The following is a 12,480-nucleotide window of genomic DNA, read 5'->3' on the forward strand; positions in this document are numbered from 1 at the left end:
GGAGTGTTGTGCGCTTCGTGAACCCGCTGTGGGTAATCGCACGCGGATACGAACGAAGGCCCCTCGCTTTCGCGAGGGGCCTTCGGTGTCTGTGCGCCGCCAGGGACTCGAACCCCGGACCCGCTGATTAAGAGTCAGCTGCTCTAACCAACTGAGCTAGCGGCGCCTGCTGACGGGAGAACTCTACAGGACCCCCGGGGGTGCCCAGGACCACCCGCTCCCGGGTCCACCGGCCGCCGCCCTCTCGATGTGCGCGCGTACATCATTCGGACCGTCAGCATGCGCGTCGGGAAGACAGTTGAGAAACTGCCCTGTGTGCACAGTCGCGGACATTTCCAGCTGGAGTGTGAGGGGAATCGCATGGCGGCTCCGGTATTCGAGGAATTCGATCCCGCGAGCGACTGCGAATGCCCCGGATGCGTAGCGCGGCGGCGGGCGAACCGGCATTCCGCGCCCGCGCCGTTCAGCGGTCGCCCGGCCGTCCACCGCGCCCTGGCAGTCGCCACCGTGACGGCCGCGGCGCTCGGCGCGGGCCATGCGCCGCCCGCCGTCGCCGCCCCGCAGTCCCCCGACCGGCCGGGCGTTCCCGCAGGTGACGAGCCCGAGACGCCTCAGGGCGGCAAGGCGCCGCTGCACGGACCGGCCGGACAGTCGGCGCACCCCGGGAGTCTGGCGGGACCGGTCAGAACGCCCCCGACGACCCGGGCGGACATCATCCAACGGGCCAAGGAATGGGTTTCCGCCGAGGTGCCGTACAGCATGGACACGTACTGGTACGACGGTTACCGGCAGGACTGCTCGGGCTTCGTCTCCATGGCCTGGAACCTGCCCGGGAACGAGTGGACGGGCAGCCTCAACCAGTACGGGACGCGGATTTCCAAGCAGGAACTCCAGCCCGGCGACATTCTGCTGTTCCATAATCCGTCCGACCCCGAGAAAGGCTCGCACGTCGTCCTTTTCGGCGGCTGGACGGACTACACCCACAGCTACTACGTCGTCTACGAGCAGACCCGCCCGACCACCCGTCGCCAGGCCACTCCCTACGCCTACTGGAGCAATTCCGACCGATACGTTCCCTATCGCTACAAGGGCCTCACAGCGACCACAACGGGCACCGGCACGGCGGCGGGTACAGGCGCCGGCGCCGGTATCGGCATCAATGCCGGGGGACAGGTCGGCAACGCCGACGGCGGGGGGAACATGCCCGAGGTCGGGGACGTGGCGTCGACGCCGTACCCGGGGCGGGCGGCTTTCGGACCCGGCGCGAACAATCAGTACGTCACCCTGCTCGGCCGGCTTCTCGTCGAGCGCGGCGGCGCGCGCTTCTACGCCTCGGGCCCCGGCCCGCGCTGGTCGGCCTCCGACGGCTGGGCCACCATGGCGTTCCAGCGGGCCCAGGGCTGGAGCGGCCCGAACGCCGACGGCATCCCGGGCCCGCGCACCTGGTCCCTGCTGGTCACCCGTAAGGGCAGGAACATCGAGGCCTCGCTGCCTCCGGGGGCGACCGCCGGGAGCGGGGGCAGCCCCGGCACCGCCGCCGGGCCGGGCACGGGCACGGGCACGGGGGCCGGAAACGGGGCGGTCGGCCCGCCCGACTCCTCCGTGACGTCGCACATTCCGCCGTACCCCGGCCGGGCCGTGTTCCGGCCGCGTGCGCAGAGCGCGTACGTCACCCAGCTGGGGAAGCAGCTGGTGAAGAAGGGGTTCGGCAGGTACTACACGACCGGCCCGGGGCCGCGCTGGGGCGAGGCGGACCGGCGCGGAGTCGAGGCCTTCCAGCGCGCCCAGGGCTGGCGCGGCGGCGCGGCCGACGGCTACCCGGGCCCGGAGACCTGGCGGCGGCTCTTCCGGTGACCCGGTTCCCTCCCCACGACCCACTCACTGTCATGGCGTATCTGGCGCGGAGGCTGGAGGCACGCAATGCACACGACCACTTCACAGACGCCCGAGTCCGAGGGGCCGTCCAGGCCCGCCCGGCTCATCCAGAACGAGGCGACCACCGAGATCCCCGTCCACCTGCTGTTCCGTGACGAGCCCGAGCCGCGGCCGGTGCCGCTCGGGCCTGCCGTGGTGGGGAGCCGGGCGGGCACGGGCGAGCAGCCGCGGCTGCGCCGGCCCACCCCGGCCGGGCCGCGGCCGACGGCGCAGGTCGACCCCGAGCTGGTGGAGCGGCCGGCCCGGGTGCTGCCGGGCGCGGCGGGAGTGCTCGCCGGGGCTTGCGGGGCGGCGGGCTGTGTGGCCGCCTCGTGGTGGGCCGGGGTGCTGCCGCCGCTCGCGGTGCAGGCGCTGCGGCTGCCGGAGTTCGCGGGCGCCGGGCTCGGGCCGGCGCAGTGGGCGGCGTACGCCGGTGCGGGCGCGCTGGGGCTGTTCGGCTTCGGCGGTCTCGCCCGGGGGCGGACCGGGCGGGCCTGGGTGCTCGGTCTGTTCGGCCGCTACCGGGGGACCGTGCGGCGCACCGGTCTGCTGTGGGTGAACCCGCTGCTGCTGCGCCGCCGGGTGGACGTGCGGCTGCGGCACTGGCGCAGTGAGCCGATGCCCGCCGCCGACGGCAGCGGGGTCGCGCTGCGGGTGGTGGCCCTGGTGGTGTGGCGGGTGCGGGACACCGCGCGGGCCACGCTCGGCGTCGACGACCACGAGACGTATCTGCGCGAGTGCGTCGAGGCGGCCCTCGCCCGGATCCCGGTGGAGACGCCGGGCTCGGGGCGGGGTTCGGTGGAGGCGGCGGGGGAGGCGCTGACGCGGCGGGTCGCGCAGGACGCGGGCGCCATCGGTCTGGAGGTGTACTCCGTGCAGCCGCTGCGGATCGAGTACGCCCCCGAGGTGGCCGCCGCGATGCACCGCCGCCGGATCGCCGCGCTCGACGCCCAGCACCGGGCGACGGTGCTGACGTCGGTCGTCGACTCGGTGGAGGACACGGTGACCCGGCTGACCATGCGGGGGCTCGTGGAGCTCGACGACTACGAGCGCAAGGCGCTGGTGAAGGACCTGACCGTGGCCTTCTGCGCGGGACGCTCGGAACAGACGCCGTGAGGGGCGCCGTGAGGGGCTCGATGAGAGAGGCGGGCCGCGTCTTTGATATGGACACAGCCAAGAAACGGCAATAATCTCGAACTTGGTCTAGACCTGCACGGCTCAGCTCAGTGAACTCCCCACGTTCTCCAGGAGCGACAGCATGCGCAAAAAGACCAGGCTGCACGCCGCCGTGCTGGGCCTCGCCACCGCCGGAGCCTTCGTGCTCTCGGCCGGCGGCGCCAGCGGCCACGGCTACACCGACCTCCCCATCAGCAGGCAGAAGCTCTGCCAGAACGGGACCGTCCCCGACTGCGGCGACATCCAGTGGGAGCCGCAGAGCGTCGAGGGCCCGAAGGGCTTCCCGGCGTCCGGCGCGGCGGACGGCCGGATCTGTTCCGCGAACAACACCCGCTTCGCCCAGCTCGACCGCCCGAAGACCCCCTCGGGCGGGGCATGGCCGACCACCAAGGTGACCGGCGGTCAGAGCTACACCTTCCGCTGGCAGTTCACCGCGATGCACGCCACGACCGACTTCAGGTACTACGTCACCAAGCAGGGCTGGAACCAGAACCACGACCTGGCCCGCTCCGACCTCACCCTCACCCCGTTCCTGACCGTGCCCTACGGCGGTCAGCGGCCCCCGGCCACCCTCTCGCACAGCGGCACGCTGCCGTCCGGGCTCAGCGGACGGCACATGATCGTCGCGGTGTGGACGATCGCCGACACGGTCAACGCGTTCTACGCCTGCTCCGACGTCACGTTCTGAGCATCGCTTGAGCTCCTCCGGGGCCCCGCGCGGGTACGTTCCCTGCACGCCGCCCCGACCAGGCCGGCGCCGGAACCTCGGGGGAGCTCATGGAAGCCTTCTTCTACCTTGTGCCGTCGGTCATGATCGCCGGCCTGCTGCTCGGCGTGTTCCGGCTGGCTCGCCGCTCCCGGCGGGTCGCCCGGGCCTGGAGCGGCGGTCTCACCGCTGAGGCGCGCTGTCTGCGGTCGTACACGACGACCAGCGGCGGCGGCGACACCATGGTCAGCACGACCCTGCACCACGTCTACGAGTTCACCACCCGCGACGGCCGCACCATCCGCTTCGAGGAGGCGAACGGCCCCGGGACGACGCTCGAGGGCGACATCGTCACCGTCCACTACGCGGCCGGTCACCCCGAGGAGGCCACCGCCAAGGCCCCGGCCCCCGGCAGGCTCCTCGCCGAGTCGGGCTGCCTGCTGCTCTTCCTCGGCACGGCCATCGCCTTCTGCGTGTTCTTCATGGTCACCGCCCACTGGATGTTCGCCGAGAGCGACGGCTTCCTGCCGTAGCCCTCCACATCTGACGGTCTGTCAACTACCGTGCGCGGCCATGGAGTCCACCGGGGATACCGTCGCCGAACTCGTAGCAGCACGGTGGGGCGACCACCGTCCGGGACTGTGGTGTGAAGACCCCGGGAATCCGGTCCTCACCCACCACGAGGTCGCCGCAGGCGCCGCCGCGCGGGCGGCGCTGCTGGCCGACCTGCTGCCCTCGGCCGGCCCGCCGCACCTCGGGGTGCTGCTGGACAACACCCCGGAGTTCCCGCTCTGGCTGTCCGCCGCGGCCCTCGCCGGCGCGGCGGTCGCCGGGATCAACCCCACCCGGCGGGGGCCCGAACTGGCCCGGGACATCCTGCACACGGAGTGCCGGCTCCTCATCACCGAGCACACCCACCTCCCCCTCCTCAGGGGCCTCGACCTGCCCGGGGTCCGGCTGCTGATCACCGGCTCCCCGGAGTACGACGACCTGCTCGCGCCGTACACGGACGCCCGCCCCGACCCCTCCCGCGCCACCCCCGCCGACCGGCTCCTGCTCTACTTCACGTCCGGCTCGACCGGCGCCCCCAAGGCGGCCCTGTGCACCCAGGGCCGGCTGGCCGCCGCCGGACGCTCGCTGGCCGGGCAGTTCTCGGTCCGCCCGGACGACGTGCACTACGTCTGCATGCCGATGTTCCACGGCAACGCGGTGATCGCCGACTGGGCGCCCGCGCTGGCCGCCGGGGCGGGCGTGGCCCTGCGGCGACGGTTCTCGGCCTCCGGTTTCCTGGCGGACGTACGGCGTTACCGGGCGACGTACTTCACCTATGTGGGCCGGGCGATCCAGTACGTCCTGGCCACCGAGCCCGGCCCCGACGACCGGGACCACGCGCTGCGGCTCGGCTTCGGCACCGAGGCGGGGGCGGTGGACGCGGCGGCCTTCGAGCGGCGGTTCGGGGTGCGGCTGGTGGAGGGCTACGGCTCCTCGGAGGGCGGGGCGGCCGTGCAGTGGTCGCCGGGGACCCCGGTGGGCGCGGTCGGGAGGGCGGGTCCCGGGCTCGTCGTCCTCGACCCGCGAACGCGCGCCGAGTGTCCGCCGGCCGAGTTCGACCCGGCGGGCCGGCTGCTGAACGGCGAGCGGGCGATAGGGGAGCTGGTCAACCGGGGTCCGAACCCCTTCGAGGGCTACTGGCGCAACCCGGCGGCGGAGGCGGAGCGGCGCCGGGAGGACGGCGCGTACTGGACCGGCGACCTCTTCTACCGGGACTCCGACGGCTTCCTCTACTTCGCGGGCCGCACCGACGACCGGCTCCGCGTCGACGGCGAGAACCTGGCCGCCGCGATGATCGAGAACATCCTCGCCCGGTACGAGGGGGCGGACGCCGTCGCCGTCTACGCGGTCCCGGACCCGGTGACCGGCGACCAGGTGATGGCGACGCTGGCCGGGACCTTCGACCCGCTCGCCTTCGCCGAGTTCCTGCTCGCCCAGCCCGACCTGGGCACGAAGATGGCGCCCCGGTTCGTACGGGTGGTGGACCGGATGCCCGTCACCGCGACGAACAAGATCCACCGGGCGCTGCTGCGCCGGGAGGGCGTCCGCTGCGCCGACCAGGTGTGGTGGCGACCGCCGGGGGAGGCGACGTACCGAAGGCTGACGGCGGAGGAGGCGGGGGAAGCCGTGGGGGCCGGGCAGGCGGGGCGGGCGAGGCAGGCGGGGCAAGGCGAAGGGCCCCTCGTGTCCACGAGAGGCCCAGTCTGAGGGGGTGTGGGTGGCGGAGCCCCCGCAAGGCGCGGCTTCGCCGCGCAAAACAAACGGTGGCGGTTTGTGTTCGCGCTTTCTGCGAACACAAACCGCCACCGTCATCGTGCGCCGCCAGGGACTCGAACCCCGGACCCGCTGATTAAGAGTCAGCTGCTCTAACCAACTGAGCTAGCGGCGCATGACTCCCGCCCTCCGCCTTCGGCGGCTGGCGACGGAGAAAATACTACCTGGTCCGCGAGGGTGCTTTGGACCACCCTTCAGATCGCGAGCGACAGCAGTACCGGCGCCGCGTTCCTGTTCAGGGCGTCGGCGGCCTGGCGGAGGCGGTGGGCGTGGGCGACGGGCAGGGACAGGGCCAGACAGCCGGCCGTGGACCCCGCGGTGATCGGGACGGCCGCGCAGACCGTGCCGATCGCGTACTCCTGGAGGTCGAGCACCGGGACCGTGGGCGGCTGGGCCTCCAGACGGGAGAGCAGCAGCTTGTCGCTGGTGATGGTGCGCGAGGTGAGCCGGGCCATCTTGTGCCGGGAGAGGTGGTCGCGCCGGCCGTTGTGGTCGAGCTGGCCGAGGATGCTCTTGCCGAGCGCGGTGGCGTGCGCGGAGTAGCGGAAGTCGACCCACTCGTTGACGGACGGCGTGGCGGGGCCGTCGGCGTACTGGGTGATCGTGACCTCGCCGTCGACGTACCGGCTGATGTAGACGGCGGCGCCGACGGAGTCGCGGAGCCGGTCGAGGGTGTGCTGGAGCTTGTCGCGCAGGGCCTGCTCGCGGTGGTGCGCGGAGCCCAGCCGGGTGAGCGCGTCGCCCGTGACGTACGCGCCGTCGGCGATCTGCTCGACGTAGCCCTCGCGGCGCAGCATGCGCAGGAGCGTGGTCAGTCGCTCCGCGGTGAGGCCGGTCTGGCGGGCGAGTTGGGCGTCGGTGACACCGGTGGAGTGGCGTGCCACCGTCTCCAGGACGCGCAACGCTTCCTGGGCCGAGTGGTACGGCGCGGTCGGCTCGTGCTTCAGCGCCACGGTTTCCCCCCTGGTCGCTTTTCTGGCCGTGATCCGTAATCCGTGATCTTGACAGTGATCCGGGCAGCGTGATCCTGACAGCGAATCACCTTCCACGATAACGGCCAAGCGGCCGGGTGGGAGGGGTTGTTGGCGAGAATGTGTTGCACTTACGACTCGCCGAACTGCGCCACTGGCCCGCTGGCATATGCCAACGTCATGACCCGCCGCCCGGACCAGCGCTCTCACCCACCCGGCCGCACCGCGCCGGCCGCACCGCAACGGCCGCACCGGCTCACAGCACCGCGCTGAGAAACTCCCGCGTCCGTTCCTGCTCCGGTGAACCGAAGATCTTCTCCGGCGGACCCGACTCGATGACCCGGCCCGCGTCGAACATCAGGACCTGGTCGGAGATGTCCCGGGCGAAGTTCATCTCGTGGGTCACACAGAGCATCGTGATGTCGGTGGTGCGGGCGATGTCCCTGAGGACGTCGAGGACGCCCGCGACCAGCTCGGGGTCGAGCGCCGAGGTGACCTCGTCGAGGAGCAGCACCTGCGGCCGCATCGCCAGCGCCCGCGCGATCGCCACGCGCTGCTGCTGCCCGCCGGACAGCTGGGTGGGGCGGGCGTCGGCCTTGTCGGCGAGGCCCACCAGGTCCAGCAGCTCCCGGGCGCGCTGCTCGGCCTCGTCCTTGGACAGGCCGAGGACGGTCACCGGGGCCTCGGTGACGTTCCGCAGCACGGTCATGTTCGGGAACAGGTTGAACTGCTGGAACACCATCCCGATCTTCTTGCGGACCTCGCGGATCTGCTTCTCGGGGGCCGGGAACAGCTTCTCCCCGGCGACCGTGATGGTCCCCTCGTCGGGCTTGGTCAGTGTCATCAGCAGCCGCAGGATCGTCGTCTTGCCGGAGCCGGACGGGCCGATCAGCGTGACGTGCTTGCCGGACTCCACGGAGAAGTCGAGCCGGTCGAGCACGGTGTTCGACCCGAACCGCTTGGTGACCTGCTCCAGGCGGATCAGCTCGCTGCCGTCCACCGGCGGATTGGCGCCTGCGTCGGGATCTTTCGTCAGCGGGGTGTCAGTGGACAAGACGTCGCTCCAGGGCTCGCAGAAGAAGGGAGGCCAGGTAGGAGATGAGGATGAAGGCCACGCCGATCACGGTCAGGGGCTCGGTGAACTGGAAGTGCTCCTGGGAGAAGAGCCGCGCCTGCCCGAGCATGTCGAGGACGGTGATCGCCATCAGCATCGGCGTGTCCTTGAGCATCGCGATCACGTAGTTGCCGAGCGCCGGGACGACCCTTCGGATCGCCTGCGGCAGGATCACTGCCCGCCAGGTCCGGCCGGCCGGCAGGTTCAGCGCCGTAGCCGCCTCCCACTGCCCGGCGGGCACCCCCTCGATGCCGGCCCGGTAGACCTGCATCGTGTACGTCGAGTAGTGCAGCCCGATCGCGAAGACGCCGGTCGTCAGCGCCGAGAAGGTCAGACCCCACTCGGGCAGCACGTAGAAGAGGAAGAACAGCTGCACCAGCAGCGGGGTGTTGCGCACGAACTCCGTGACCACCCCGACCGGCCAGCGCACCCACCGGGTCGGCGTGCGCATCAGCAGCGCCCAGACCAGCCCGAGGGCGAAGGAGATCAGCGAGCCGAGGGCGAGGGCCTGCAGGGTGACCAGCAGCCCGTCCCAGAAGTGCGGCATGAAATCGGCGACCGCGCCCCAGTCCCATGTCATCAGGAACCTCCTCCGACTCCGACTCCGACGCCCACCCCGGCGCCGACCGGCCCGGGTTCCGTGACGGCCTTGCGCGTGGGCGCCTTCCCGACGCCCGCCTTCAGCCGCTTCTCAAGCCCGCGCATCACCCGCGTCAGCAGGAACGCGATCACGAAGTAGATGAGCAGCAGATACGTGTAGATCTCCGCGCTCTCCTGCAGCGCGAGCCGCACCAGGTTCCCGCTGAACGCCAGATCGCCCATGCCCATGACCGACACCAGCGCGGTGCCCTTGAGCAGCTCGATCAGCAGGTTGGAGAACGGCGGGATCATCTCCGGCACCGCCTGCGGCAGCAGGATCAGCCGCATCCGCTGCCAGGGCGTGAAGCTGAGCGCGATCCCGCCCTCCTGCTGCGCCGGGTCGACGGCCTTCAGCGCGCCGCGCACGATCTCCGAGCCGTACGCCCCGTAGGTCAGGCCGAGGGCCAGGGTGCCCGCCCACATCGGCACCAGCTGCCAGCCGAAGGCCGGGGGCAGCACGAAGAACACCCAGAAGATCATCACCAGCGCCGAGGTCCCGCGGAACACCTCGGTGTAGAACCCGGCGAGGAAGCGCACGATCCACAGCCGGTGGGTGCGCGCGACCCCCGCGGTGAAGGCCACGGCGCCCCCCAGCAGGGCGCTGAACACGAGGAGCTGGACGGTCGTCCAGAGTCCCTTGAGGACGAGTTCCCAGAGTCCGGAGGTCATCCGCCGCAGAGCTCCTTCGCGGTCAGGTCCGTCATCTCGGCCTTCGTGAACCCGAAGGGCCGCAGAACGCGGGCCAGTTCGCCGCTCTTCTTGAGCTTGTGCAGCTCGACGTTGAAGGCGTCCCGCAGCCGGGTCTCGGTGAGCCGGAAGGCGAAGGCGCCCCCGTCGATGGTCGGCTTGCCGTCGATCACGGCCGCGAAGGGCTTGGTCGCCTCGGTCTTGCGGGACTTCTTCACCACGTCGCGGGTGGTCACGGCCGTGCCGGCGAACACGTCGACCCGGCCTGCCTCCACGGCGTTCAGACCGGCGACCTGGTCGGGCACGATCAGGATGTCGCTCTCCTTGTAGCCCGCCGCCACCGCGTGCTGGATCTGCGCGTACCCGGTGCCGGTGGCGAACTTCGCCTTCTTCTGCACGATGTCCTGATAGTTGTCCAACCCCTTGGGGTTGCCCTTGCGCACCACGAACGAGTCGAGCATCTGGTAGTCCGGGTCGGCGAACAGGACCTGTGCGCAGCGCTCGGGGGTGACGTACATCCCGGCGGCCACCACGTCGAACTGCTGTGCGTTCAGCCCGGGTATCAGCGAGCCGAACTCGGTGGGCACGGGCTGCACCTGGTCCACCCCGAGCCGTTTGAAGATGACCTTCGCCAGCTCGGGCGCCTCGCCGGTCAGGTCGCCGTCCTTGTCGATGTACCCGAACGGGATCTCACCCGCGATGCCCAGCCGGACGACACCGGCCGCCTTCAGCCGGTCGAGCAGGTCGCCGCCGTTCGCGGTCGACGCGGTCGCCACACGGGAGCAGCCGGCGGCGCCCAGCACGCCGACCGCCGCTACCCCCGCGAGCAGCGACCGACGTGTGGTCCCAGGTATGCGTTCGCGTTCGCGATGTTCCAGTGGTGGAGCCATGGCGGCGCGGCTACCCCGGACCATGCGACTTATGCAGCCCGCTTTGAGCCCCGTTTCCGGCCGCGGCCCCCTTGACCGACGCGGGACCATGGAACGCATGGCTGACCGCTACATCGAAGTCTCGCTGGTCAAGCGGGGAATCACCTGCACGGCCGTCCTGCTCGACGACCGGGCCCCGATCACCTGCTCCGCAGTCTGGGATTCGCTTCCGCTTTCCGGCGACGTCTACCACGCGAAGTACGCCCGCAACGAGATCTACGCCCTGTTCCCGCCCTTCGCGCCCGCCGAGCCGCCCCTGGAGAACCCGACGGTCACGCCCATCCCCGGCGACCTCTGCTACTTCTCCTTCGCCGGCACGGAACTGGGCACCCAGGCATACGGCTACGACCGTGAGGTCCGCCCCGGCACGACGGTCGTGGACCTGGCCCTGTTCTACGAACGCAACAACCTCCTCCTCAACGGCGACGTCGGCTGGGTCCCGGGCATCGTCTGGGGCCGGGTGGTGGAGGGCCTGGAGGAAATGGCGGAAGCATGCAACGACTTGTGGAGGACGGGCGCGGCAGGAGAAACGCTACGGTTCCGCCCGCTCAGCCCGTCTGGGGGTACCCCCTCCGGGGGAGTCTGAGGACGAGGCCCTTTCGGGGGCGGAAAAATCCCCCGCTAGAATCCGCCGCACAACGCGTGCGCAGCCCGCAGCACCAGGTCGTCCCGATGCCGGGCGGCCACGATCTGCAACCCCACCGGCAACCCGGCGTCAAGCCCCACAGGGACACTCGCCGCAGGCTGCTGCGTCAGATTGAACGGATACGTGAACGGAGTCCACCCCGTCCACCGCCGATGCCCCGCTCCCGCCGGCGCCTCCACCCCCGCCTCGAACGCGGTGACCGGCAACGCGGGCGTGACGAGCAGGTCGTAAGCCTCGTGGAACAGCCCCATGCGCCGCCCCAACTCCATCCGGACATCCACCGCGGCCAGATAGTCGAGCGCGCTGAGCCGAGCCCCCGTGGCACAGATCTCCCGCAGCCCCGGATCGAGCGCCGCCCGCTGCTCCGCCCCCAGATGCTGGGTCACCCGCGCCGCCCCGGCGAACCACAGCGTGTGGAAGGCATCCACCGGATCGGTGAAGTCCGGATCGGCCTCCTCGACATACGCGCCGAGCCCCGCCAACCGCTCCACGGCCTCCCGTACCGCCGCCGCGACCCCCGGCCGCACCGCGACCTGCCCGCCGAACGACGGCGAGTACGCGACCCGCAACCCCCGCACCCCCCCACCGAGCCCCGCCGTGAACGACTCACCCGCCGCCGGCGGCCCCAGCGCCGACCAGTCCCGCGCGTCCGGCACGCCGATCACGTCGAGCAGCAGGGCCGCGTCCGCCGCGTCCCGGGTCATCGGACCGACGTGCGCGAGGGTGCCGAAGGCGCTCGCCGGGTACAGCGGCACCCGGCCGTACGTCGGCTTCAGCGCGAAGATCCCGCAGAACGCGGCCGGGATGCGCAGGCTGCCCCCGCCGTCCGTGCCCAGCGACAGCGGTCCCGCGCCGAGCGCCACGGCGGCCGCGCTCCCGCCGCTGGAACCGCCCGCCGTACGGGACGGATCGTGCGGGTTGCGGGTCACGCCGGTGAGCGGGGAGTCCGTCACGCCCTTCCAGCCGAACTCGGGGGTGGTGGTCTTGCCGAGGAACACCGCCCCGGCCTCGCGCAGCCGGGCGACGGACGGCGCGTCCTCGTCCCAACGCCCCTCCTCGGCAATGGACTTGGAGCCCTTCAGTGTCGGATGGCCCTTCATCAACAAGATGTCCTTGACCGTCACCGGCACCCCGTCCAGGGTTCCCGCCGGCTCCCCGCGCCGCCACCGGTCCGCCGAGCCCCGGGCCTGCGCGAGCGCCTCCTCGGGCAGGAGCCGTACGAACGCGTTCACCTCGGGCTGGATCCGCTCGGCCCGTTCCAGGGTCGCGCGGGTCGCCTCCACGGGGCTGAACTCGCCCTTGCGGTAACCGTCGAGGAGCTGTACCGCGGTGAGTGCGGTGAGGTCGAGGTCGGTCATGCACCCTCCCAAGGG

Annotated in this window: 12 protein-coding genes and 2 tRNA genes; 6 read left to right on the forward strand and 8 right to left on the reverse strand. The window is 71.5% G+C overall.

What is annotated here, in order from left to right; genetic code table 11:
- Positions 1-92: 92 nt before the first annotated feature.
- Positions 93-166: transfer RNA gene (locus ACIBAF_RS36845), tRNA-Lys, on the reverse strand.
- A gap of 194 nt (positions 167-360) precedes the next feature.
- On the opposite strand from ACIBAF_RS36845, the gene ACIBAF_RS36850 reads away from it, so the two are divergent.
- From ACIBAF_RS36850 to ACIBAF_RS36870, 5 genes are all read left to right on the forward strand, one after another.
- Entirely contained in the window at positions 361-1,854 is a 1,494-nt protein-coding gene (locus ACIBAF_RS36850; RefSeq protein WP_399468948.1) for a peptidoglycan-binding protein, read from the forward strand.
- Positions 1,855-1,920: 66 nt separating this feature from the next.
- Positions 1,921-3,030, forward strand: a complete 1,110-nt coding sequence (locus tag ACIBAF_RS36855) for an SPFH domain-containing protein (protein ID WP_399468950.1) — start codon at positions 1,921-1,923, stop codon at positions 3,028-3,030.
- A gap of 142 nt (positions 3,031-3,172) precedes the next feature.
- A complete protein-coding gene (locus tag ACIBAF_RS36860; RefSeq protein WP_399468952.1) occupies positions 3,173-3,778 on the forward strand; it encodes a lytic polysaccharide monooxygenase in 606 nt (201 codons plus the stop codon).
- 89 nt (positions 3,779-3,867) lie between these two features.
- Complete coding sequence (locus ACIBAF_RS36865; protein WP_399468954.1) at positions 3,868-4,329, forward strand: DUF3592 domain-containing protein; 462 nt, start codon at positions 3,868-3,870, stop codon at positions 4,327-4,329.
- 40 nt (positions 4,330-4,369) lie between these two features.
- Positions 4,370-6,055, forward strand: a complete 1,686-nt coding sequence (locus tag ACIBAF_RS36870; protein WP_399468956.1) for an AMP-binding protein — start codon at positions 4,370-4,372, stop codon at positions 6,053-6,055.
- Between the two features lie 107 nt (positions 6,056-6,162).
- Here the strand turns inward: ACIBAF_RS36870 and ACIBAF_RS36875 are convergent.
- From ACIBAF_RS36875 to ehuB, 6 genes are all read right to left on the reverse strand, one after another.
- Positions 6,163-6,236, reverse strand: a tRNA-Lys gene (locus ACIBAF_RS36875).
- A gap of 79 nt (positions 6,237-6,315) precedes the next feature.
- Positions 6,316-7,074, reverse strand: coding sequence for an IclR family transcriptional regulator (locus ACIBAF_RS36880; RefSeq protein ID WP_399468958.1), 759 nt, complete (start codon positions 7,072-7,074; stop codon positions 6,316-6,318).
- Between the two features lie 274 nt (positions 7,075-7,348).
- Complete coding sequence (gene ehuA / locus ACIBAF_RS36885; protein ID WP_399468960.1) at positions 7,349-8,146, reverse strand: ectoine/hydroxyectoine ABC transporter ATP-binding protein EhuA; 798 nt, start codon at positions 8,144-8,146, stop codon at positions 7,349-7,351.
- Entirely contained in the window at positions 8,136-8,786 is a 651-nt protein-coding gene (ehuD, locus tag ACIBAF_RS36890; protein WP_399468962.1) for an ectoine/hydroxyectoine ABC transporter permease subunit EhuD, read from the reverse strand. The genes ehuA and ehuD overlap by 11 nt, the downstream gene beginning before the upstream one ends.
- A complete protein-coding gene (ehuC, locus tag ACIBAF_RS36895) occupies positions 8,786-9,514 on the reverse strand; it encodes an ectoine/hydroxyectoine ABC transporter permease subunit EhuC (RefSeq protein WP_399468964.1) in 729 nt (242 codons plus the stop codon). The genes ehuD and ehuC overlap by 1 nt, the downstream gene beginning before the upstream one ends.
- The gene (ehuB, locus tag ACIBAF_RS36900; RefSeq protein WP_399468966.1) at positions 9,511-10,422 is read right to left on the reverse strand and encodes an ectoine/hydroxyectoine ABC transporter substrate-binding protein EhuB; all 912 of its coding nucleotides are present in this window, start codon (positions 10,420-10,422) and stop codon (positions 9,511-9,513) included. The genes ehuC and ehuB overlap by 4 nt, the downstream gene beginning before the upstream one ends.
- 97 nt (positions 10,423-10,519) lie before the next feature.
- Here ehuB and ACIBAF_RS36905 point away from each other — a divergent pair, with 97 nt between their 5' ends.
- Positions 10,520-11,047 (forward strand): DUF3830 family protein, encoded by a 528-nt coding sequence (locus ACIBAF_RS36905; protein ID WP_399468968.1) that lies wholly within the window; start codon positions 10,520-10,522, stop codon positions 11,045-11,047.
- A 35-nt stretch (positions 11,048-11,082) separates the two neighbouring features.
- Here ACIBAF_RS36905 and ACIBAF_RS36910 read toward each other — a convergent pair whose 3' ends face one another.
- Positions 11,083-12,465 carry an amidase gene (locus ACIBAF_RS36910; protein WP_399468970.1) on the reverse strand — a complete coding sequence of 461 codons (1,383 nt, stop codon included), beginning with the start codon at positions 12,463-12,465 and terminating at the stop codon, positions 11,083-11,085.
- Positions 12,466-12,480 lie beyond the last annotated feature (15 nt).

Origin of the sequence: Streptomyces sp. NPDC051677 (genome assembly GCF_044453465.1) — a bacterium.
In the GTDB taxonomy this organism is placed as follows: Bacteria; Actinomycetota; Actinomycetes; order Streptomycetales; family Streptomycetaceae; genus Streptomyces.

Bases quoted from the DNA above. Each gene is read 5' to 3' on its own strand.
- ehuD (WP_399468962.1), bottom strand. From the start codon at position 8,786: ATGACATGGGACTGGGGCGCGGTCGCCGATTTCATGCCGCACTTCTGG.
- ACIBAF_RS36905 (WP_399468968.1), top strand. From the start codon at position 10,520: ATGGCTGACCGCTACATCGAAGTCTCGCTGGTCAAGCGGGGAATCACC.
- ACIBAF_RS36850 (WP_399468948.1), top strand. From the start codon at position 361: ATGGCGGCTCCGGTATTCGAGGAATTCGATCCCGCGAGCGACTGCGAA.
- ACIBAF_RS36865 (WP_399468954.1), top strand. From the start codon at position 3,868: ATGGAAGCCTTCTTCTACCTTGTGCCGTCGGTCATGATCGCCGGCCTG.
- ACIBAF_RS36860 (WP_399468952.1), top strand. From the start codon at position 3,173: ATGCGCAAAAAGACCAGGCTGCACGCCGCCGTGCTGGGCCTCGCCACC.
- ACIBAF_RS36855 (WP_399468950.1), top strand. From the start codon at position 1,921: ATGCACACGACCACTTCACAGACGCCCGAGTCCGAGGGGCCGTCCAGG.
- ACIBAF_RS36870 (WP_399468956.1), top strand. From the start codon at position 4,370: ATGGAGTCCACCGGGGATACCGTCGCCGAACTCGTAGCAGCACGGTGG.
- ACIBAF_RS36910 (WP_399468970.1), bottom strand. From the start codon at position 12,465: ATGACCGACCTCGACCTCACCGCACTCACCGCGGTACAGCTCCTCGAC.
- ehuC (WP_399468964.1), bottom strand. From the start codon at position 9,514: ATGACCTCCGGACTCTGGGAACTCGTCCTCAAGGGACTCTGGACGACC.
- ehuB (WP_399468966.1), bottom strand. From the start codon at position 10,422: ATGGCTCCACCACTGGAACATCGCGAACGCGAACGCATACCTGGGACC.